Source organism: Deltaproteobacteria bacterium (assembly GCA_016219225.1).
Taxonomy (GTDB): Bacteria; Desulfobacterota; RBG-13-43-22; order RBG-13-43-22; family RBG-13-43-22; genus RBG-13-43-22.
The window spans coordinates 1-22,017 of record JACRBX010000218.1 but is presented as its reverse complement, the minus strand read 5'-3'; the positions used below and the strand labels follow the sequence as shown (position 1 = coordinate 22,017).

24 protein-coding genes and 2 tRNA genes are annotated in these 22,017 nt (G+C 49.3%); 16 read left to right on the top strand and 10 right to left on the bottom strand.

Translation table 11 applies throughout. The annotated features are described in order from the left end of the window. The 5 genes from HY879_18455 to HY879_18435 all read left to right on the top strand — a co-directional run. The coding region (locus HY879_18455; protein ID MBI5605319.1) for a hypothetical protein at positions 1-295 on the top strand (295 nt) is incomplete at its 5' end. Between the two features lie 76 nt (positions 296-371). Further along, positions 372-1,208: a DUF169 domain-containing protein gene (locus tag HY879_18450; protein MBI5605318.1), complete on the top strand. Its 837-nt coding sequence runs from the start codon at positions 372-374 to the stop codon at positions 1,206-1,208. Between the two features lie 37 nt (positions 1,209-1,245). After that, positions 1,246-2,157: a YkgJ family cysteine cluster protein gene (locus HY879_18445; GenBank protein ID MBI5605317.1), complete on the top strand. Its 912-nt coding sequence runs from the start codon at positions 1,246-1,248 to the stop codon at positions 2,155-2,157. A gap of 63 nt (positions 2,158-2,220) precedes the next feature. Next, the gene (rsmA, locus tag HY879_18440) at positions 2,221-3,006 is read left to right on the top strand and encodes a ribosomal RNA small subunit methyltransferase A (protein MBI5605316.1); all 786 of its coding nucleotides are present in this window, start codon (positions 2,221-2,223) and stop codon (positions 3,004-3,006) included. 386 nt (positions 3,007-3,392) lie between these two features. Next, positions 3,393-3,929: a type I restriction enzyme HsdR N-terminal domain-containing protein gene (locus HY879_18435; GenBank protein MBI5605315.1), complete on the top strand. Its 537-nt coding sequence runs from the start codon at positions 3,393-3,395 to the stop codon at positions 3,927-3,929. Positions 3,930-3,988: 59 nt separating this feature from the next. On the opposite strand, the gene HY879_18430 is transcribed toward HY879_18435, so the two are convergent. Beyond that, positions 3,989-4,774 carry an SEC-C domain-containing protein gene (locus HY879_18430; GenBank protein MBI5605314.1) on the bottom strand — a complete coding sequence of 262 codons (786 nt, stop codon included), beginning with the start codon at positions 4,772-4,774 and terminating at the stop codon, positions 3,989-3,991. Between the two features lie 14 nt (positions 4,775-4,788). Further along, a complete protein-coding gene (locus HY879_18425) occupies positions 4,789-5,055 on the bottom strand; it encodes an ogr/Delta-like zinc finger family protein (GenBank protein ID MBI5605313.1) in 267 nt (88 codons plus the stop codon). Between the two features lie 206 nt (positions 5,056-5,261). On the opposite strand from HY879_18425, the gene hrcA reads away from it, so the two are divergent. The 3 genes from hrcA to dnaK are packed head-to-tail and all read left to right on the top strand — an operon-like array spanning position 5,262 to position 8,906. Then, on the top strand, positions 5,262-6,299 hold the full coding sequence (gene hrcA / locus HY879_18420) for a heat-inducible transcription repressor HrcA (protein MBI5605312.1): 1,038 nt from the start codon (positions 5,262-5,264) through the stop codon (positions 6,297-6,299). Positions 6,300-6,343: 44 nt separating this feature from the next. Beyond that, positions 6,344-6,931: a nucleotide exchange factor GrpE gene (grpE, locus tag HY879_18415; GenBank protein ID MBI5605311.1), complete on the top strand. Its 588-nt coding sequence runs from the start codon at positions 6,344-6,346 to the stop codon at positions 6,929-6,931. A 58-nt stretch (positions 6,932-6,989) separates the two neighbouring features. After that, on the top strand, positions 6,990-8,906 hold the full coding sequence (gene dnaK / locus HY879_18410) for a molecular chaperone DnaK (protein ID MBI5605310.1): 1,917 nt from the start codon (positions 6,990-6,992) through the stop codon (positions 8,904-8,906). 584 nt (positions 8,907-9,490) lie between these two features. Here the strand turns inward: dnaK and HY879_18405 are convergent. The 5 genes from HY879_18405 to HY879_18385 form a co-directional block, all read right to left on the bottom strand. Then, a complete protein-coding gene (locus HY879_18405) occupies positions 9,491-9,817 on the bottom strand; it encodes a TfoX/Sxy family protein (protein MBI5605309.1) in 327 nt (108 codons plus the stop codon). Positions 9,818-9,854: 37 nt separating this feature from the next. Further along, positions 9,855-10,925: a DUF362 domain-containing protein gene (locus HY879_18400; GenBank protein ID MBI5605308.1), complete on the bottom strand. Its 1,071-nt coding sequence runs from the start codon at positions 10,923-10,925 to the stop codon at positions 9,855-9,857. Positions 10,926-10,974: 49 nt separating this feature from the next. Then, entirely contained in the window at positions 10,975-12,279 is a 1,305-nt protein-coding gene (locus tag HY879_18395; protein MBI5605307.1) for an MFS transporter, read from the bottom strand. Between the two features lie 138 nt (positions 12,280-12,417). Beyond that, positions 12,418-13,806, bottom strand: a complete 1,389-nt coding sequence (locus HY879_18390; protein ID MBI5605306.1) for a CoA-binding protein — start codon at positions 13,804-13,806, stop codon at positions 12,418-12,420. 295 nt (positions 13,807-14,101) lie between these two features. Continuing rightward, a complete protein-coding gene (locus tag HY879_18385; protein MBI5605305.1) occupies positions 14,102-14,785 on the bottom strand; it encodes an acetate--CoA ligase family protein in 684 nt (227 codons plus the stop codon). A gap of 146 nt (positions 14,786-14,931) precedes the next feature. Here HY879_18385 and HY879_18380 point away from each other — a divergent pair, with 146 nt between their 5' ends. From HY879_18380 to HY879_18360, 5 genes are all read left to right on the top strand, one after another. Next, complete coding sequence (locus tag HY879_18380) at positions 14,932-15,600, top strand: nitroreductase (GenBank protein ID MBI5605304.1); 669 nt, start codon at positions 14,932-14,934, stop codon at positions 15,598-15,600. Between the two features lie 284 nt (positions 15,601-15,884). Next, a complete protein-coding gene (locus HY879_18375) occupies positions 15,885-16,652 on the top strand; it encodes a crotonase/enoyl-CoA hydratase family protein (protein MBI5605303.1) in 768 nt (255 codons plus the stop codon). A 107-nt stretch (positions 16,653-16,759) separates the two neighbouring features. Further along, positions 16,760-17,044 carry a HigA family addiction module antidote protein gene (locus tag HY879_18370; protein ID MBI5605302.1) on the top strand — a complete coding sequence of 95 codons (285 nt, stop codon included), beginning with the start codon at positions 16,760-16,762 and terminating at the stop codon, positions 17,042-17,044. 85 nt (positions 17,045-17,129) lie between these two features. After that, positions 17,130-17,399, top strand: coding sequence for a type II toxin-antitoxin system Phd/YefM family antitoxin (locus HY879_18365; protein MBI5605301.1), 270 nt, complete (start codon positions 17,130-17,132; stop codon positions 17,397-17,399). After that, positions 17,399-17,689: a type II toxin-antitoxin system RelE/ParE family toxin gene (locus HY879_18360; GenBank protein MBI5605300.1), complete on the top strand. Its 291-nt coding sequence runs from the start codon at positions 17,399-17,401 to the stop codon at positions 17,687-17,689. The genes HY879_18365 and HY879_18360 overlap by 1 nt, the downstream gene beginning before the upstream one ends. Before the next feature lie 133 nt (positions 17,690-17,822). Here the strand turns inward: HY879_18360 and HY879_18355 are convergent, their stop codons facing one another. From HY879_18355 to HY879_18345, 3 genes are all read right to left on the bottom strand, one after another. Beyond that, entirely contained in the window at positions 17,823-20,006 is a 2,184-nt protein-coding gene (locus HY879_18355; GenBank protein MBI5605299.1) for a hypothetical protein, read from the bottom strand. Positions 20,007-20,237: 231 nt separating this feature from the next. Then, a complete protein-coding gene (locus HY879_18350) occupies positions 20,238-20,663 on the bottom strand; it encodes a hotdog fold thioesterase (protein ID MBI5605298.1) in 426 nt (141 codons plus the stop codon). A gap of 140 nt (positions 20,664-20,803) precedes the next feature. Then, positions 20,804-20,879, bottom strand: a tRNA-Arg gene (locus tag HY879_18345). A 143-nt stretch (positions 20,880-21,022) separates the two neighbouring features. On the opposite strand from HY879_18345, the gene HY879_18340 reads away from it, so the two are divergent. The 3 genes from HY879_18340 to HY879_18330 form a co-directional block, all read left to right on the top strand. Further along, positions 21,023-21,098: transfer RNA gene (locus HY879_18340), tRNA-Cys, on the top strand. Positions 21,099-21,118: 20 nt separating this feature from the next. Further along, positions 21,119-21,691: a TetR/AcrR family transcriptional regulator gene (locus HY879_18335; protein MBI5605297.1), complete on the top strand. Its 573-nt coding sequence runs from the start codon at positions 21,119-21,121 to the stop codon at positions 21,689-21,691. Positions 21,692-21,819: 128 nt separating this feature from the next. Further along, positions 21,820-22,017: hypothetical protein (locus HY879_18330; GenBank protein ID MBI5605296.1), on the top strand; the 198-nt coding region annotated here is incomplete at its 3' end.

Below are 22,017 nucleotides of genomic sequence, written 5' to 3'. Positions count from 1 at the left end.
CCGTCTCGATCCGGAAACCCGCTTCGTTATTGTCGGGGATGCCAGTATGGCCCCTTATGAATTGATGGGCACCGATGGGTCCATCTATGTGGGGGAGCGCTCCGGAAGACCCAGTCTGGAGAGGTTGAAGTTCATTGCCCATACCTTTCCCCACGCCCTTTGGATCAACCCGGTTTTGGCCGATGAATGGAATTATACGCGGACCATCATGCAAATCCGTGAGATCTTTCCCATGTTTGAACTGACCCTGGACGGGTTGGAAAAGGCAGTCACCCATATGATGACCAGGCATTAGCTGATTTTGGATTTCAGATTTTGGATTTCGGAATTTGATAAGAATCCGAAAATGCTTTGCAGGAGGGATCGGTTCCATGGATGAAAAGATAAAAGGGGGCATGAAGGGTTTTTTTGAACGTCTGGGATTAAAAGAAGAACCCATGGGGATGTTTTTTACGGAACATAAGCCAGAGGAGGGGTTTTCCCCCAAGCCGGGTAAAATGCCGACCAGGGAGATGGAAGTCAAGGGCGAGATCAACTGGGGCGCTTTGTTTGAGGATTTTTCTTGTGTAATGGGGAATATCTGGCGGGCCCGGCGGAAAGGGACGATCGCCTATTTTGACCGGGAACGATTCGGCTGCCTGGGTGGGGCTTTCTATTTGGGTTTCTTAAAACCTCAATTGGAATTCATTACCTATTATGTGTCCACCGGGATTCCCAATCAGGTCCAGGGAGAGCATTACCTGGAATCCCCGGAGGTCACCCGCCGTTTCTTTGAGACCATCGACCCCAGACCGGCCCCGGCCCGTTATTGTGTCTTCAAATCCCTCAGCCACTTCACAGCACAAAATGAACAACCGGAATTGATCATTTTTTTCGCTCGCGGGGAGGTCCTCTGTGGTTTAAATCAGTTGGCCACTTTTGTCACTAACGATTTTGAGGCCGTCTCTTCTCCTTTCGGGGCTGGATGCTCCAATATGGTTTCCTGGCCTCTGCGCTACCTCGCTGCCGGGAAACTCAAAGCAGTCCTGGGGGGCTGGGACCCTTCGGACCGCAAGTTTTTAAAACCGGATGAGCTTACTTTTACCGTCCCTTATGAAATGTTTGATCGGATGGTTCGGCGCTGGCCCGAGTCTTTTTTGAAGACCTCAACCTGGGAGATCGTCAGAAAGAAGATCGACCGCAGCCGCCGTATCTGGGGAGAAGAATAGGAGATTGAGGGTATGAGGGGTTGCAAGGCTGTCAATAATGATCGATAGGGAATATCTTTTGGAAGAGGGGAATTCATCTGAGGTCGAAGACTTGGTAAAAAAATCTCTCGAGCACCTGCTTGAGGAGATCCATTCTCCTGCCGCAATGGAGGAGGTCTGGGCCGATTGGCAGTCCAAGCCTATTTATCAGGACTTGATCAGGCATTGGCCGGATTGGAATAAGGCTCACAGGGAGAGCCGTTGGGAGGCCCTGTGCCGGGAGTTGGAAAAAGCAGCCTATGGCACCCGTCCATTCTGCCTGCGTTGCGGAGAATGCTGCCGGAAAGGGAGCCCCACCCTTTACTTGGAGGACCTGGACATACTCAAAAGGGGAATCATTAAAAGGACGGAACTCATCACCTTACGTTCAGGTGAAATCGGGTTTTCAAATGACGTCCAGGACCTTATGCTGATCACGGAGGAACGGATTAAAGTAAAGGAAAAACCAGGAGGCCGGGAATGTCTCTTCCTCGAAACAGCGACCAATGGCTGCAGGATTTATGAAGATCGCCCCCTCCAATGTCGGGTCATGGAATGCTGGAACCCGGATCAATATGAGGAGTTGAATTCCAAAAAATATCTTTCACGAAAAGAACTGCTCAACCCCGAGGATCCCTTGTGGCCGGTCATCGAATCCCACAACCAACGCTGCGCCCTTCCCCGGCTTCAGAAGGCCCTGAGCCGGCTGAAAAGAGGTTTTGCCGACGTCCAGGAGGAGGCCGTCGATATTCTTCTGTATGATCATCATATCCGAGGATTCATAGAAGAGAAATATGAAATAGGCCGGGAAAATCAGCTTTTATTGTTCGGACGACCCCTATTGGACCTCCTTCTTTCCTTTGGCTTTCAGATAGACAAGGGAGCGGATCAACATTTCCATCTATCACCAATCCATCCCTTGAACCCGTGAAAACATAGTCGTTTCATGAATCGCCTCCCCCTTCCGCCTTTAAAGGCCCTGAGTCAGAACTTCTTGAGAAACCCAGCTATGGCCCGGAAATTAGTCGATCGCCTTGCCGTGACCGCTTCGGATTCGGTAGTGGAATTGGGGGCCGGCCAGGGGGCCATGACTTTTTTCCTGGCTGAACGGGCGGCCAGGGTTTGGGCGGTAGAAATTGATGCCGGTCTTGCCGATCGATTGAAGGAACAGGTTAGAATATCCGGTAAAAGAAACATCGAAATTTTGCACCAGGATATATTGAAGACCGACTGGAATGAATGGTACGATAGGATTGCCGCCCCTTTTTTTGTGGTCGGAAATCTCCCTTATCACATTTCGACGCCCATTTTATTTAAGTTGATTGAAAATAGACCCCTGCTGAAAGGGGCCTATGTCATGCTTCAGAAAGAGGTAGCCGATCGACTTATGGCCCAAGCCGGGACAAAAGAATATGGGGTCATGGCCATCCTGATCGGCTACTATGCCAAGATCAGGTCTTTAATGCACCTGGCCCCCAGTTCTTTTTTCCCGCGGCCCAAGGTCGCCTCGACTTTTATCGAACTCCTTTTTCGAGAGGAGCCGACGCCAAGGATAGAAGACGAAAAATTATTTCAATGGGTTGTCCATGGGGCCTTCGGCCAGCGCCGGAAGCAGATAAAAAATGCTTTAACGGCCGATGGCCGGTTTCCGGTCTCCCTGATTGTGAAGGCCCTGGAATTGAGTCAAACCAATCCCCAATGCCGGGGAGAAACCTTGACCATTGCCCAATTTGTTTCCTTGTCCAATATATTGGCCGGATTACAAAGCGCCTTGGTGTAAGTTGCCCGGTTTTTCACAAGAGTTTTGATTTCAACCTATTGTCAGGCAGGATGCCCGACCTATTTTAACCACATCTAAACATTTGCAAGCGGTTCAAAGGTGGTTATAATAGTTCGGACGGGATTTAGAGCCGATCAACATTGATGACTATGTAAAAAGTCTCCCGGGTCGTCACCCCGGCGAACCCCGGATCAGAGCCTGCCCCGGACTTGATCCGGGGTCCGGGGCAGGTGTCGGGGTCCTGAAAAAATTGAAAAGACTGGATTCCGGCTTTCGCTGGAATGACGTGATGCGAGTTTTGGCGACTTTTTACATGTTCATCAACATTGGTTGGCCGGCAAAAAAAATAATAAGTTTCTGTTGGGGAACTCAAAGAGGAGAAGGATATGGTTGATAGTTGTCCGGGGGAAAAATTTCGAGAAGGGGTAGTTACTCCTTCGGCTTGTGATACGATTAATGAAGAGATAATCCGACAAAAAATCCTGGGCCTTTTATTGGGAGAGAAGGGATATCTTTTGGAAGATATTGAAGAAGAGGTGCCATTTGACTTAGAAACCGACCGGGAGGTTTTTAAACTCAAGGTTTCTTTTGTGGTTCGAATTAATGGCCGGCGTTTGGTGGTAATTAAATGCGGGCCGGGTTCAATCCTGGCCCGGGAACGGGCCGCTTTATCTCTTTCCCGGCTTTTTTCAGAATACCAACCCCCTTTAACCATAGTTACCAACGGGGTTGAAGCTGCCCTCCTGAATACCTTGACCGGAGAAACCCTGGATTGCGGATTATCCGCCATACCCGCTAAAAAACAACTCCTCTCCCAACTGGAAGACCTGAAATTTCTCCCCTTGCCGGAGAAACGGGTTAAACTGGAAAAACAGATTCTCTCGGCTTTTGAAGCCCTGGGAATTCATGGGGAATGTCATTGAAGAAGTGACGGGTGTCGAGGCTTCTATATTTCTTGATACCCGTCACTCGTCACTGCATTTCATCTTTGTTCCCCTATATATCCGGCTCGATTTTGGATCAGGTTATTGATCTCCGACTTATGGGCTATCATAAAATCCATGATTTGTTTCGAGTGGAAGATAAGGGCGGTCGGGTCATGGGCCTTGATTTCTTCTGACTTAAGGAGCATCTGGTTTTGATAAAGAAAGGATATGATGGCATCTTCGGCATCCAGTTCCACCTTAAAATGGTTTTTTAAGAAGTCCAGCCAATAGCCGAATTCCTGGGAGTGATCCAAATGTTCAGCGGGGATTCCAGTCTCCAGCCCCATCTGTTTATAGGTTCCGGGCTGTTGTCCTGAGCCTTTGATATAATCCAGGACATGAGCTATCTGATGAATCAGGGTGGAATCCTGGATTTTGGGTGTAATGGCCAGATAGAGATGATTGGGGTCGACTTCTCTGGTCTTATAGACATTGACCATGATACCGGCACTGTTAGTCAGGGTTTGAACCGGGATGTCCTGGCCGGAAAACCCTAAATGGCGATAATCCCCCAAGTCTATACATTTAATGCTCAAAGAATTGTCCAGCAACCCTTCCTGGCTTAAGGCTTCTATCATTTCTTTGGAACGCCCGTAATAGACCTGAGGAAGACTAAAGATCTGTTGCCCGGCCTCATGGTGTAAGGGTTCATTCTTCCGTAGAAATAATTCCCCTTCCCGGCCTAAGTGGCATTTCTTAAATTTTTGTCCGCTTCCACAAGGGCAGGGATCATTACGACCGGCCTTAAACATTTTTGCTCCTCCGGATGGATATTCTTCCATTACCCCTAAAATCCTTAATCTTCAATAATGTCGCATTTTAAGGCGTCATAGGACCAGACCGGCAGGGGGCCTTCTTCGCCATTTGACGGGTTATATCTGTGCCGGTAGGAAGCATTGGCTTTCATGGTCTTCATGGTCCAGTCCCAGCCCCGGACAAAATAAGGACATTCATCATTGAAGCAAATATATTGAAATTCCGTCCCCCAGGTGGAAGCCGCGGGGGTCTTCCATTTTTTCATCTTCTGCCCGCAATGGGGACAGGTGGTTTTTTTTTCGTCCATTATTTGGATGCCCCTTCCATTACAATCTTGATACCTTGGTCTCGAGGTGTTTTTAACATAATGGGTATTCTTGATTTTGTCAAGGATGGACCGCCCCAGGAGCGTCTTAGCTCCTAAATTTAATCCTTTAAGCTTGACAAAGTCTTCATCGGTAATTAGATTTAGGATAAATTTTCGCCCAATATTTTAAGATTTAAGAGTTTAACATGACTATAGTTCTGACTCAAAGGGGTCGTTCCGTTTTAAATGCTATCATCAGGGATTATATTGAGACGGCCGAACCGGTCGGTTCCCGGGCCATATCCAAAAAAAATGATATCCGGTTGAGTCCGGCCACTATTCGGAATATCATGGCCGATCTGGAAGACATCGGGTTGATCACCCATCCGCATGTCTCAGCCGGTAGGGTGCCCACTGAAACAGGGTTGCGTTTTTACATTAATTCCATTCTGGAACTCCGCCCTTTGGCCGAAGCAGAAAAGCTGAGGATTCAAAATTACTTAAGAGAAAGCAACCAGGAAGTGGAAGAATTGTTAAAAACCACCTCCAAAATGTTAGCCGTTGTGACCGAACAGGCCGCCGTCGTTTCCCGGCCCAAATCCTCGGCAACCGTTTTTAAACATATAGAATTTATCCGCCTGCGAGACAATCTGGTATTAATGGTCCTGGTTACTGAAGCCGGTTTAGTTCAGAATAAGATCATTGAAATCGAGGACAACCTGTATCAACCCGAATTGGATCGATTAACCCAGTACCTGAATGAATTACTCAGTAACCTGACCCTGGAACAGGTGAAACAAAAAATATTGGATGAAATGAAAAAAGACAAGGATGACTTTGATGCCTTGTTGTCCAGGGCCCTGGAAATTTCCAACCAGGCCTTTGAGGAGGAATCGGTCGGTGAGGTGTATATTGAAGGCCGGACCAATCTGATGCAGTATCCGGAATTCAGTCAGATCGAAACCTTAAGGGATCTTTTTAAGGCCTTTGAAGAGAAAAGCATTTTAATCCGACTCCTGGAAAAAAGCATTAATGCCAGCGGTATTCAAATCTTTATCGGTTCGGAAACCCAGATCAATGAGATGGGAGGGTGCAGCGTCATCACCGCCTCTTATACCAAAGGAGATTATCCCATAGGAACTTTGGGGGTCATCGGGCCGACGCGGATGAATTATGATCGGGTGATCCCGATCGTCGACTATACGGCCAAGATGGTCAGCCAAATTTTGGAGAAGAAGAGCTGATTCTTAATAAATTAAAAAATAAGATATAAAGTGAGGGAAACCCTTTGACCCATATCAAGGTAACGGAAGAACCAATCAAACCAAAAAATACGGAAACAACGGAAGGGCCGGCCGACCCGGCCGAAAAAGAAAATAAATCGGATTTGGAGACCAGGTTTCAAGAAAAAGAAAAAGAGGCCAAAGAACATTACGACCGTTATCTTCGCTTATCGGCCGAGTTGGACAATTATAAAAAGAGGGCGGAAAAGGAGAAAAACGAGGCCTACAAATTCGCTATTGGAAGTCTATTAAAAGAATTGCTTCCGGTAATGGATAATCTGGAACGGGCCATGGAACATGGCCGTGAGACGGAAGACCCTAAAGCCCTTCTTGAAGGAGTGGAGATGACCTACAAGGGGTTTTGGTCGGTCCTGGAAAGACACGGGGTTACCCAAGTTGAGGCCCTGGGAGAAGAATTTGATCCCAACCATCATGAGGCGGTTATGGTTCAGGAGGATGCCCAAAAACCACCCGGTGTGGTCATAGCCCAGTTGCAGAAGGGTTATCGTTTACATAAACGTCTGGTCCGGCCGGCCATGGTGGTCGTTTCCAAGAAACCGGAAATTAATCCCGATGAAGACCCCGAAGCTTAACTTTAGAAAAAAGACCGAATGGGTTCGGTTACGATTTATATAATCAAAGGAGGAAAAGATGAGTAAAATTATTGGAATTGATTTGGGGACCACCAATTCTTGTGTGGCCATTATGGAAGGTGGAGACCCGAAGGTGATTGCAAATGTGGAGGGGAGCCGTACCACCCCCTCGGTCGTTTCCGTCACGGACAACAATGAACGGCTGGTCGGTCAGGTGGCCAAACGACAAGCCATTACCAATCCGACCAATACCGTCTATGCGGTTAAACGGCTGATCGGGCGTAAATATGATGCCCGGGAAGTCCAGGATGATATCCATATCCTTCCCTATAAGATCATCAAAGCCCAGAACGGGGATGCCCATATCGAGATCCGGGGGAAAGAGTACAGCCCGGCCGAGATCTCTTCTATGATTCTGACGAAGATGAAACAAACGGCCGAAGAATACCTTGGGGAAAAGGTGACCGATGCGGTCATTACCACACCGGCCTACTTCAATGACAGTCAGCGGCAGGCCACCAAGGATGCCGGACGGATCGCCGGCTTGAATGTCCAGCGGATCATCAATGAACCGACGGCAGCCGCTTTGGCTTACGGACTGGATAAAAAGAAGGATGAGAAGATTGCCGTCTTCGATCTGGGGGGCGGGACCTTTGATATCTCCATCCTCGAAATCGGGGAGGGGGTCTTTGAAGTCAAGTCTACCAACGGCGATACCCACCTTGGCGGGGAAGATTTCGACTTAAGGGTTATCGATTATCTGGCGGCTGAGTTCCGAAAGGATCAGGGCATCGATTTGAGGAGCGATAAAATGGCCCTCCAACGCCTGAAAGAGGCCGCGGAAAAGGCCAAGATGGAGTTGTCCACTTCCATGGAAACGGACATCAATCTCCCTTTTATTACTGCCGATGCCAGCGGCCCCAAACATCTGAATCTGAAACTTTCCCGGGCCAAGCTGGAGATGCTGGTCGAAGACCTCATTGAAAAGGTGGTCCCACCCTGCCGGATGGCCCTCAAGGACGCCGGCCTTACGGCCGACCAGATCCAGGAAGTCATTCTGGTTGGGGGCATGACCCGGATGCCCAAAGTCCAGCAGAAGGTCAAGGAACTCTTCGGCCGGGAACCGCACAAAGGGGTGAATCCGGACGAAGTGGTAGCCATCGGGGCTGGTATCCAGGCCGGCGTTTTAAAAGGGGATGTGAAAGATGTCCTGCTCCTGGACGTGACCCCATTGTCGTTGGGGATCGAGACTCTGGGCGGGGTCCATACCAAATTGATTGAGAAGAATACCACCATTCCAACCCGGAAGAGTCAGATTTTCTCTACGGCCGGCGATAATCAGCCGGCGGTTTCGATCCATGTGCTCCAGGGGGAACGGGAGATGGCTGCCGACAACAAGACCCTCGGGCGTTTTGAATTGACCGGTATCCCACCCGCCCCCCGGGGCCTGCCACAAATCGAAGTCACCTTTGATATCGATGCTAACGGGATTGTCCATGTGTCGGCCAAGGATTTGGGGACGGGCAAGGAACAGTCCATCAAGATAACGGCCTCCAGCGGATTGAGTGAAGAAGAGATCAAAAAGCTGGTCAAAGATGCCGAAATGCACGCCGAAGAGGACAAAAAGAAAAAGGAGCTGGCGGAAGCCCGCAATCACGCCGACACCCTGATCTATTCAACGGAAAAAACCGTAAAGGAGTTGGGAGACAAGGTAGAAAGCGGCCTTAAAACGGAAATTGATACGGCCATAGAGCGGTTGAAGAAGGCCATGGAAACCACTGATGCCGGTGAAATAAAGCGGCTGTCGGATGAGTTGACCCAAAATTCACATAAGCTGGCTGAAAAGATGTATTCCCAGGCCAGCCAGCAAGGGCCTGGCGGTGATGCCGGACCGGAGCACGGGGCCGGCGGTCCATCGGGCGGAAAGAAGGCGGATGAGGATGTGGTCGATGCCGATTTTGAAGAAGTAAAATAAAGTTCCCTTTAACCATTTAAATTAAAATCCCCTGTTGCTCCATTATCCGGAGTGGCAGGGGATTTTTTAATTAGTTACATATAGCCTGGATTCCCGCCTGCGCAGAGATTTTAACGTAGTTATTGTTTTTACATTTATAGTCTTACGAATTAGTACTACAGCGTATTTTTTTGCTAATGCGCCCCTTAACCGTCATTCCGGCATGCTTTAAGCCGGAATCCAGGGACTTTGGTTTTCTGATTTTCTGGAAAAAACTGGATTCCCGATAAAGACATTCGGGAATGACGGGAAAAGTGTCGCTGTAGTATTAGAAAGTATTCGAGACAATTGATTAACTCGAAATGTTTTTTGTAAAATAAAATATGGCGGTAATTTCTGAAGCTTGGTTTTAGCCGAAACCTGGGAACCTCTAAAAATAGGCCATTTCGAATCATATTTTTTGGAAAACCGCCATAATTAATTTGACACGATTATTGCATAATTGTTTACGAATAAAGGAAAAGCCAGACTAAATGTAAAATAAAAAGTCCCTTTAATATCTCTGCCTGCGCGGGAATGACGAGTTTTTACGAGACTATCATAATCTATTTCGGTGGCAGGGTTTGGACAAAGGCCCGGGCCTGTTCGAGCCATTTGGTCAGCTTATCTCCTTTGAATCCGGATTCCTCGACCATCACCCAGCCCGGCATGGGCCGGCCGGTGATGTCGAATGGCCGGACCCCGGCTTTCCGGAGGGCGGTGGCCGCCGCCTCTGTTCCCAAACGGAGGATCAAAAAATCCTTGTAGACCCCACAGAACATATTCCCATTCATCAGGTGGCAGACGCCGCCGAACATTTTTTTTCGATCCACATGAGACCAACCCGCTACAAGGGCTGCAATTTGCGAATCCAGCTTTTCATTATAAGCCATGGAAGACTCCCTTGATTACAGGTATAAGGCACATCTTTTATTTTAACGTGATCGCCTTCTCCGGACACATCTCCTGGCAACAGAAGCAGGTAATGCAGGTGTCGGCGTCTACTTGGGGCAGGTTGTCTTCGTTCAGGACTAAAGCCGACACCGCACAATGATCGATGCAGGTGCCGCAGGCGGTGCAGGCTTCCGGATCGACCTGGGGCCGCAGCCTGGTCCGGCTTTCCATAAACTCCCTTACAGCCGTATTGCCGGAAATCGCTTCGCCTCCCAGGGGAGGAAGTTTGAAGCCGGGAATAGGTTTCATTTCTCCCTCGACTTCAATCGTCGACAGGTCGTAGTCGCCTAATCCCGTCTCCCTGGCCTTTTGCAGGAACCGCAGCCGTCCCGGATCGCAACCCATCATAAAGGCCATAACCGCATCCAGGGCCACGGCATTATCGGAGGCCAGAATCAGGCCGATATCCCGTAGGTCCGGTGAAGCCGGCCCATTGCCCTCCATCCCGACCACGGCATCTATGATGAACAGGTCTGGCACCCGGAGCCGAAAGACGTCGACCAGCAATTCATGGAACCGTTTCGGAGCGCCGGCGGCCTTGTGCAGGTTGGCCTTCTGTGCCCCAGGCAAAAACCCATAGCTGTTTTTAATGGCTCCGCTGATGACGGTCAGACCATGGGTCTTGAATTTCGGCAGACTGATGATGATATCCGCCTCCAAAACCGCTTTGGAAAGGCTCACCCTGGCCATGAATTCGGGATTGAAATCGACGGGCCGGGAATCGTTTCCGATATTTTGATAATATCCTTTGGCAGCTTCCATCAGGCCTGTTTTTTTGAAGGAAGCCTCGTTTTCTCCGTAGCTGAAAACCCCTGGATTGTCACCCACTATAATGGAAGCGGTACCCATGGATTCCACTTTTTCCACCACGGTCATGAGGACGGCCGGATGGGTGGTGATGCCTTCCCTGGCCTCCGAGCCCCGAAGGACATTGGGTTTGATCAGGACCTTTTTCCCCGAAATATTCAAAGGGAAAAGTTCAAAGGCCCGGTCTACGGCCCGGCGGACATGGTCATAATCCGCCGGATGGATCATTACTTTTGACATGGTAGCCACCTCCAACGATGAATGGTGAAAGACCGTTAATACCTTTTTTTTATGCCTTGACCACCTTGCGTACCTTACTGGGTGCCGCCAGGGAGATAAACAGGCAGGAAAGGACAAGACCGATAAAGGAAAGGAAGATGGCCAGGGAATAATTTCCCGTTAAATCGTGTAGCCAGCCGGGCAAAAATGACCCCATGGCCCCTCCTATCCCTCCGCCGATGCCCATCATGGAGAAGATGAGACCGAAGGAATTTCCCAGGAAGATATCGGCGCTGACCGAGGGGAAAAGCGGGGCGGCCGCACCATAACCCAACCCAAAGAAGATGGCGAATAAAAAGGGCATAGGCCCTTGTACCTGGCTGACGATCATCAAACAGAGCAACCCCAGGGCGGTGACGACTCCGGCCAGGTTATTGACCTTTTCCCGTTCGAAACGATCGGAGAGAGAGCCGAACAGGATTTTCCCCCCGGCACTGGCCAGGCCTAAAATCCCGAAGTAATAGGCGGCTGTGGTCCGGCTCAATCCGCTGTCGACCATGGCGGAAATACTGTGCAGAAGAGTTCCCTGATAGACATAAGAACCAAAGGAAAAGCCGGCCACCAGGTACCAGAACCGCTTGGTTTTGAAGGCCTTCCTGAGGGTCCAGTCAACCCCGCTCCACTGGCTGTCGATGATTTTCACCACGCGGGCCGGCTTGGAAAGGGATGGATCGGTATGTAGTCGGTCTCCATCCGGTTGAAGGTGAAGTTCTTGCGGGTTCTTTCTGGAAAAAATAAGATTTAAAGGCCCGATAGAGAAGAAGACCAACCCGGCGAACAACCCATAAGTTGTCCGCCACCCATAAAGGGAAATGAAACTCTCGGCGGCCGGAACCAGAAACAACATGCCGAATCCGATACCGGACATGGCTATACCCATGGCCAGCCCTCTTTTCCGTTCAAACCACTTAGGGATAAAGGCTGAGTGGGAAGAAAATCCCAGAATGCTTATACCTGCACCGGCCAGGACCCCATAGGCTATCTGAAAGTGCCACAGTTCATGGGCCTGGCTGGTTAAAATCAGGGCAAAAGACAGCAGTAGGGTCCCAAAAGGGATGACCCTCCGGGGTCCAAAGCGGTCCTGGAGATAGCCGGCCAATAGGGCCATCAAGGCCTGGGAAATAATGAAGACGGAATAGATGCTGGAGGCGCCGGCCCGGCTCCAGCCGAACTCTTTGATGACGACCAGGAAAAAAACCGAAAAGGAATACCAGATGCCAAAGGTTATACCCAGAGTAATAAAGGCCAAGACCACGATAACCCAGCCGTAATAGAAAAGGGGGGGGGCGGGGCTTCGATTATTTTTATCAAACATCAATTCAAGATCCTTCTGGGAAATAAAGTTCGGAGTCAGTTTTATGTTTTTCCTTAACCCCCAATCCCTGACTCCTGACCCCTGACCCCATTTTCATGCTTTGTGGTGCCCCGGGACATGAGGGTTTAATATTTAAGTTCAACCCCGTTGTAAATAGCGGCTGTACTGCCAGAGTTTGGACATGGCCCGGGCTGCCCTTTCGGGGGTCGGGAAAATGACCGTTTCCCGGCCTTGGGTGGAAACACCCCGGGTAAAGCTGTTTACCCCGCTTACCATGATCACCGGTTTCTTATAAGCTTCCATAAGGTCCATGATCAGGCGGACATCTTTAAACGCATCCTGTTCTTCTGCCCCTTCAAGGCCGTCCAATAGATTCATCTCTCCTAATTTTTCGAGGACCATGGATCTCTTGACAAGGACTTCCACCCCCTGGGCAATGATCCCATCCACCCCTTTTTCCTGGATAAGGATTTCCAGGGATTTCGACAGGGCCTCCGGATTTAGGGTGGCGGCCATGTCCACAGGATTTCCATGACTCCAATAGGCAGGAAGAATCATGTTCAGTTTTTCTATCGCTCCCTCTGACAGGGGCGGGAGCTCCAGGCCCCATTCACGACAGGCGTCGGCGGCTACCACCCCCCAGCCTCCGCCCCGGGTCAGGATGGCGATCCGGTTTCCCCTGGGCAGGGGGTAATGCAAAAATACCCCGGCGTAATCCAGCAAACCTTCAGTGGTCTCGGCCTCAATGATACCGGCCTGCCGGAAAGCATCCTTAAAAAGACTGTAGTGGCCGGCCAGGGCCCCGGAATGGGATTGGGCCGCCTTGCTTCCCGCATCACTTTTTCCACCCTTGAAAAGGATCAAAGGTTTTTTCTGGACGGCCTTTCTGGCCACCTCCAGGAAATGATATCCGCTTTTCAGACCTTCAATATAGGACAGGAGGACTTTGGTATCCGGATCTTCACTGAAATATTCCAGATAATCTTCTGTCCGGATATCCCCTTCGGTCCCGCTGGATACAAACTTGGAAAAGCCGACACCGCGCTCAATTCCCCAGGCCAACATCTGTACACCTACGTTGCCGCTCTGAGAGACATAGGATACACCGGCATGGAGGGGTTGAATCGGGGGCATGAGGGCATGCAAATTCGAGGCGGCCGAAAAGATCCCCATGGTATTAGGGCCGATAAGATGCATCCCCTTTTCGCGGGCCATCCGGACTACCTCATTTTCCAAAGCCCGACCCGCTGCCCCGGTTTCTGAAAAACCTGAAGTGATAATAATAACCGATCGGATTCCCTTTTCGGCACATTCAAGGAGGGATGATAGCACCAGATCTGCCGGGATGGTGATAACAGCCAGATTCACCTGAGCCGGGATCATTTTGACCGAAGGGTAGACCTGGAGTCCTAACAGGGTTCCTCCTTTGGGGTTGACCGGACAGATTAAGCCTTTAAAATCACCAACGATTATATTGGCCAGGATACGAAAACCCCACTTGTTGGGATTAGCCGAAGCGCCGATCATGGCGATTCCTCGGGGCTTAAAAAAAGCTTCAAAATAGGATGGATTCATAATATTTTGTAAAAACAATCCTTTCTTTAGCAAAAAATAAAGGTTCAAGATGCAAGATGCAAGTTTCAAGTACGATGCGGAAAAGCATCAAGTATGAGTAGCTGGCAAAAATCCTCAGCATATTTATATTTCGAGGTGCCCATGAAGTGTGAAGGCTTTGTAAAGAGAAAAGGGCAAGATTCAAAAGTATTTTTACCACCTTGACATTCTTGAGAGCTGCAACTTGCAACTTGCATCTCTTCGCCCGCTAAGGTGCCAAAACAATCAAGGCATCGACGGCTATGGGGCGGTTTCCCGAGACGATAAGGGGGTTTATATCGATTTCCTTTATTGCTTCGATCTCTAATCCTATCTGTCCGATCCGGATCAGAATATCAGCTAATAGATCCTTGTCCACGGCCGCCATGCCCCGTATGGCATCCAGCATCTTCCAGGCCTTGGTTTCCTGCATCATTTCCAGGGCCTGTTTTCGATCCAGGGGGGCGATTCGAAAGGACACATCTTCCAGTATCTCGGTAAATATCCCTCCCAGGCCAAAAAGGACACAGGGGCCGAACTGGGGATCCCGGGTCAGACCGGCCAATAATTCCCGTTTGCCTTTAAGCATCTCCTGGACCAAAACCGTTCCGGTTTTATCGTTCATGTGGTCCATGATTTCCTGAAAGGCCGTTTCGGCCTCCTGCTCATTCCGGATATCCAGCCGTATGAGGTCTTTTTCGGTTTTGTGGGTTATCTCAGGGGAATTCCCCTTCAGGACCAGGGGATATCCGAAATCCATGGCTGCTTTTCTCAGATCTTCCATGTCCGTACAGAGTTTTTCCCGGGTAACCGGGATATGATAATGGGAAAGAATCAGTTTGGATTCATACTCCGATAGGGTTGTCCGGCCTTCTTGCAAGGCCTTTTCGATAATCTCTTGAGGTTCCGGCATCCTGATATTCCTTTTCGTTTCAGATTCTAAAGAGCTTGACCTGTCTTCTGGAATTTGTTAATCAAATATTTAATAAAAAATAAGATAAAAAAATAATATCGGAAACAGGGTAACCAGTCAATGGTAAACTTAAAAGGGAGGATATCATGAATGTTAAAGAGGCGGTAGAGGTCAGACGGAGCATCCGGGCCTTCAGTCCGGAACCGGTCCCAAGAAATGTCCTGGAAGAAATCCTGGAAACAGCCCTCCGGGCCCCTTCCTGGGGGAACACCCAACCCTGGAAATTAACGGTCGTTGGCGGACAAGCCCTGGAAAGGATAAGAGAAGAGTACCTCATGCAGGCTAAAGAGGGCGTTCCGATAAATCCGGATTTTCCTTTTCAAACGTCCTTTAATGAAGTCCAGACCGCCCGATATAAGGGCCTGGGGAAAAGCCTTTTCCAGGCTTTGGGTATCGGACGGGAGGACCAGGAGAAAAGGCTGGCTTACAACCTGGACATGACCCGCTTCTTCGGGGCACCTTATCTGATCTACCTCCATTTTGACAGGGGCTTTAATCCTTACGCCCTGATGGACGGCGGCATTATGCTTCAAACCATCGCTCTCCTGGCGGCCGAGCAGGGATTGGGAACCTGTATCCTGACCCGTTCGGTCAGCTATCCCGATGTGGTTCAAAAACACGCCAGGATCTCGCCTGATCAGACCTTGATTATGGGAATAGGCCTGGGGTATCCGGTTCAAGGACATCCGGCCAATCTGTTCCAAAGTCAAAGAGGAAAGCCGGAGGAATTTCTTTCCTGGGTTGATGTAGCCTAAGATTAAAAGATAGGGACCGGGATCGGGGATCGGGGATCAGGGATCAGTTAGAAAACATAGTTTCATGTTTCAAGTTGCAGGTTGCAAGTGAAAACCTTTATTATTTGGCATTCTGTCCATTATCTCGCCCATCAACCTGGTTCTTTTAGGCTATTGGGCTTTTTCAAAGGAAAATAAAGGCGAGAGGCAATAGACGAGGGGCAAATAGTATGCAGAGAAAAAGCTGACCTATAGCCCATTGCCTATCGCCTGTTTAATTCCATTTTCACGCAAGGGAGATGCACATGTTAGTTTTGACGGAAAAAATAGGGCCGGTGACCACTGTCATCATCAACCGCCCGGAAGTCCGGAATGCGGTCGACGGACCGACGGCCCAGGCCCTGGTTGAGGCCTTCGAGGCTTTTGAAACCGATCCGGAGGCCAGGGTGGCAGTTTTGACCGGGGCAGGGGGTTTTTTCTGTGCCGGTGCTGATTTGAAAGCCGTCAGTCAGGGAAACCCCAACCGGCTGTCTGAAGACGGGTCCGGTCCCATGGGGCCATCGAGGCTGTTTTTGAGCAAGCCGGTCATTGCCGCGGTAGCCGGTTATGCCGTGGCCGGCGGATTGGAACTGGCCCTTTGGTGCGATTTGCGGGTGATGGAAAGGGATGCAGTCTTCGGGGTTTTTTGCCGGCGCTGGGGAGTCCCTTTGATCGATGGCGGAACCATTCGATTACCCCGACTGATCGGTCTTTCCCAGGCCCTGGATATGATCCTGACCGGCAGGCCGGTAGAGGCCGAAGAGGCTCTGCGTATGGGTTTGGCCAACCGGATCGTGGAAGCCGGGACCTCCAGGGCCGCAGCCGAAGCCCTGGCCGGACAGATCGCCGCCTTCCCTCAACATTGTATGCGAAACGATCGGCGGTCGGCCTACGAGCAGTTTGATCTCTCATTGGCTGAGGCCCTGAAAAACGAGTTTCGGAAAGGATTGGAAACAATCACCAGTGGTGAGACCCTGGAAGGGGCCGGCAGATTTTCCCAAGGGGCCGGTCGGCATGGAAAGTTTAGCGAGTAAAAATTACTGTTGTTCCTGGTTGGTAAGGGGATATTTTTTTAAATGGGAAAGAGAAAATGCAGTTGATGTCGAAATCACTGACTATCACTGACTAAAGGAGCATAAAAATGGCTGGAAATCATTTTACGCCGGTGCATCCTGGCGAAGTCATCCGGGATGAACTGGAGGAATTAGGCCTTACCCAATCAGCTCTGGCCAAACATATCGGGGTCTTACCTAAAACGATAAATGAAATTTGTCGCGGTAAGAGGGGTATTAGCGCGGAGATGGCCCTAAAACTCTCAAAGGCCTTGGGGGGCAGCCCTCAATTTTGGTTAAATCTGCAAAACAACTGGGAGATTAGCCAATTAGATAAAACAACCTTTGAAACGATTACGCGTGTTGCCGCATAATCCTATTCTCCATATGTTAAAAGATTTCTTGACACTTATTTTTAGGATATTATAATGGTCATTAAAAATATCATTCGGAGACGTTATGGAAGATTTTCAGAAGATACTCCCGGTCACCAAAGTAAAAAGAAACCTCCTGGAGATTGTCAAGCAGATGGAACAGGAAGAGGAGACGATTGCCCTTACCAAAAATGGTGAACCGATCGGGGTGATGATGTCTCTGTCCCGATACGAAGGACTCCTGGAGACCATTGAAATCCTGGGGAACAAAAAAATAGTAGCGGCCTTAAAAGCCTCTCAAAATGATTTTAAATCGGGCAAGGTAATGGATCATGAATCGGCCTGGAAAGAATAATGTTTTCCTGTCGTCTCCTCTATTCCGAAACCTCCGGCAAACAAATCAAATCCCTTCATCCCTCGCTAAAACCTCTGGTAAAAAAGCACATAGAAGAATTGAAAGAAAAGCCTTTCCTGGGTAAGCCTCTGGAGAGGGAGCTTTCAGGGTATTATTCTCTGAGAGCAAAAAAATTTCGGATCATCTATGATATCGATCACGAAAAACATCTCGTCCGGATTCATTATATGGGACCCCGAAAAGATATCTACGAACTTTTCCGGCAATGGTTGTCCATAGGACAGGGTTAGATAATTTGTATTGGTTCCTGAATGGAACCATTGGATCCCCTGCCCGGATTGGTTGACACCAACCATCCGGACAGGGTGATCTCTTCAACCGGTATATTTAGTAAACCGTTCGCCCAGGGACTTTCAAATCTTTTTAGCAGGCAAGGATTCCGCTGATTCCGGTCTTGGTTTCCTCCGTCAGGAATTCCCATAAACCGACCCTTTTTAAGGTGTCAACGGTCGGGATTCCGGAAGGATTCCAGCCCCGTTCCTGATAATAAATATCAATCAATTGGCGTAATTGCTCTTTTCTGAGGTTAATCAGAATTTCCCGTTTTTCAGAGGTTTTCATGGCCGAAATATGATCGAGGGGTTTTTCCAAAATTCGGCTCAGCTCTTCGTCGTGATATTTCCCTTCAGCCTCATAGAGCAGGTCATCGGTCGGCCCGATGGCCCGGTCGGGTATCCAATCGTATTTTCCGGTTTGTCTTCCAAAGGTCATGACGTTCATGACCCGCTGCAGGTTGATATCCCGGTCCGTTTGCTCGAAGATCTTCTCCCAGGTCATATCGGTTCCCAGCATACCGTTATAGAATTCGGCGTAGAGTTCTTGTGAGGCGGGGTTGATATATTTATCCTTATCATTTTGCCTTTCCGATTCCGGATTGAACACGTCCACCCAGGGGAGCTTGCACAGACCCAGATTATCATTTCCCAGACGGACACGGGGATAGGTGATCAATGCCTTGGCCTTGGCCTCAAAAGTAGGAAAGGCGCCAAGGAGGTCCACCTTGATCAGCCAGGCTGCGGCATGATGGGCACCGATATCGCTGGCCGCCGCGTAAGACCCTTGCATGGATAAGGATCGGTGTGTCCGGTAAAGGGAAAAGGGCAGCCCTTTGGTATGCATGGCAAATCGTTCGAGTTCCTGGATCGGGGCCGGTTTTCCCGTTCTTTTTGCATACTTATCCGCTACCCAGTTGATCAGTTCGAGCATTCCCCGGCTGGCGGTTCGGGACAATTCGGTCTCTCCATGGGCAAGCTGATGGATAAAGGTCAGGGCCGCTTTTTCATCGCCAAAGTTCAGTTCAACCCCTCCCGTATCCTCTTTCGTCAGATAGCCCCTTTGAAAGCATTCCATGATAAAGGCCATTAAAACGGCCACGGTGATGGTATCCATCCCGTAATTATCGCAGTGCCAGTTGGCCTCCATGATAAATTCAGGGTTCCACATACCGAGATTGGAACCGAATCCGGCCGCCGTTTCATACTCCGGACCGTCCACCCAGACTTTTTCCAAACGAGGGCCGGTGGTCAAGGTCACCCAGCCTCCCTTGGTGCAGCGCAGGTTGCATCCGGGAAAACATCCATCCACCCCCTTATGCTCAAACAACCTCTCGGCATAAGTCGTCCCACAGATCTGCCCGGCCCGGGGGTCCGATCCAAGCTGGTAATTTTTCACCGGAAGGGATTGAAAGGCCTCCTGATTCATGAAAGAGATCAAACCGGCCGAGCCCTTGCGGGACATCTGCAACGATTTGGGATCGACTTCCTTGACCACTTTGTGGAGCTGGACGCCGGCCTTTTTTACCCTCTCCCAGTCATGGGCGCCATAGGGGTTTTCTCCTTGGGGGTATTCGGCCAATATGACGATGGCCCGGATACCCTTATCCATCATGACTGAACCCAGTCCGGTCCTTCCGGCCTGTTTGGTTCGAAAGAGGCCCCTGGTTCCATTTACCGGTTTGGTGGGATCAAAATAATGACTGTTGATACAACCATAGGTTGTGTTAACGGCTCCGATGCCGCTGGTCAGGAAGACAATATCCTTTTTGGTATAACCTTGGCCCATGAATTGATCGATCAGATATTTTTCCAGATCAAATACCTGATCAACGGCCGGCGACGGCATGAAGGTGATCTCGCCTTTAAAGCCATTGATGACGATTATGGTGTCTTCTCCGGCCTTGCCGGTTATTTCCAGGGCATCGAACCCGGCGTATTTGAGGTAAGCCCCAAAATGGCCTCCGAAATTGGAAACCCCAGGTATATGGGTTATGGGAGACAAGGAGATGGCCATACATTTGCTGGTGCCCGGGAATTGAGGAATGCCTCCAAGAGGCCCCGGAGACAGGATCAAGGGGTTTTCCGGATCATAGGCCGAAGTCTTCGAGGTTAACCTCCGGTGCAGCAAATACAAACCCAGACCCCGGCCCCCTATGAAGAAGTCCCTTATCTTTTGGTCAAGTTTGTCGACTTTGATGTCCCTGCTGCCGACATCGATGGTTAAGGTTTGGTTGGCATAGCCATGTTCCAGACGTGTTTTGGTATACTGCATATTTTCCTTCTTTTTTTACTGGAATTTTACTTGCCTGATTTTAATCGGATTCCTTAGAGAACCCTTTGTTATTAAGCCATTATGACCCTGTAGAGCGCTACGAAGCATGAAAATGTTTTAGTCCGAACTCCGAACTCTAAACTCCGAACAGGGCTTTCCTGCTGGCTGGGGCGAGTTTAAAATAGGGGGAAGGGAGAGTCAAGGGAAAAATAAGGAAAAGGAGAAAGCCGTTTAAAGTTCCAGAAAAGGAAGGGGCTTGCCCTTGCGATAGGCCAGGGCCTGGGAGGAGGCGATCAGATTCCCCTGTTCGTCCTGAACTTTAATATCATAATTGGCCGTTTTATTGGTCCGGCTGAATTCTCTGGCTTCGGCTGTGAGGGTGCTTCCCGGAGCCGGTGATGAAACATAAGTGATATTCATATTCAAGGCTACAGCCAGGGTGCCATAGGCATTGCAGGCCGTCTGAAAGGCCTCGTCGATCAAAGCGAATATAGCCCCGCCATGGGCCATACCGAAAATGTTTTCCATATCCGGGGTAAAGGTCATGGTCACCTTTGAATAGCCTTCGTTCAGGTCGACCAGTTTCAATTTAAATTTTTTTGCAAACGGTTCCTGGGCTACCCGATGGGAGATAGCTTCTTTGACCCGGTTATCCATTTTCGTCCCTTTTGTCTGACAGGATTAACAGGATTTAAGGGCTCTAAAATCAAGGGCATCCAGTAGATCCTGTCTAATTAAAAGTATTCAAATCGGCTGGCTACACAATAAGGATAGAATATAAAGCAGGGGTTTAAATCTGGCGCGCCCAGCAAGATTCGAACTTGCGACCTACGGATTCGTAGTCCGGCACTCTATCCACTGAGCTATGGGCGCGCAATTAATATATAAACCGAAAGGGGAAAACTGTCAACTCCATTTAAGTTGTGGCCTACAGTTAACTGTTTGAAGAATACCTTAACAATTCTTCTTGACAACCTACCTATTAGTAGGTAATATATGATCCATCTTTTTTGTTTGGCGGCATAGCCAAGAGGCTAAGGCGGCGGTCTGCAAAACCGTTCTTCACTGGTTCGAATCCGGTTGCCGCCTCCAGAATCAGTTCTTGAAGCGATATGAGACTAAAAGCAGATACAAAAAAACAGATTCTTGACATTGCGGAGAATCTTCTCCTCGACCGGGGGTATAATGGTTTTAGTTACAAAGATATTGCCAGCGCGCTGAACATCAAAACCGCCTCGATACATTATCACTTCCCCAAAAAAACCGATCTTGGCGTGGCCATTATACAACGGGCCATAAGACGATTCGAGAAATGGACCCGTTTGATGGAAAAGGAAGATATCGGCTACTCGAAAAAATTGAACGAATATTGTTTGATTTTCAAAAGATATGTGGACCGGGACCAACAGATTTGCCTCGGGGGAGCACTCGAAACCGATTTTAAGACCCTCCCCCTGGAGATGCAGAAAGAAACACGGATATTGACTTCTACAATGCATCAATGGCTGGAAAAAATTCTGGCTGAAGGTAGAAATAAAGGCGAGTTTAAATTTTCAGGTATACCCAGGGATCTGGCTTTCTTGATCTCCTCAGGCCTCCAGGGGGCCATCCAAAATGTTCGCGTGGCGACGCCGTCCTGTTTTGATTCGGCAGTGAAAGAGATAATGCATCTTATAGGCCCCTGAAATTTTTTTTAATCTTTAATGTCTATCTATTAGTAGGTAATTATCCGTGCCTTACCCTGGGGAGGGATCTATTGCGTGGTGGAGAAAAAGGAAAAACAAAAAGAGCTCGAAAGAAGTTGAGGTGAAACATGACTGAGGTGCAAAAAATAAGAACTTATTCTGCAGAAACGATCAAAAAGATCTGCCTGGAGGCCGGGGCGGACGATGTGGGCCTGGTAGATTTGAGCCGGGAGTCCCTGGAAAAAGAACGGGAGGGGATCTTACACGTCTATTCCCTCGCCCGCAGCGTTATATACATTATCAGCGTCAATAACCGCGAGAACATT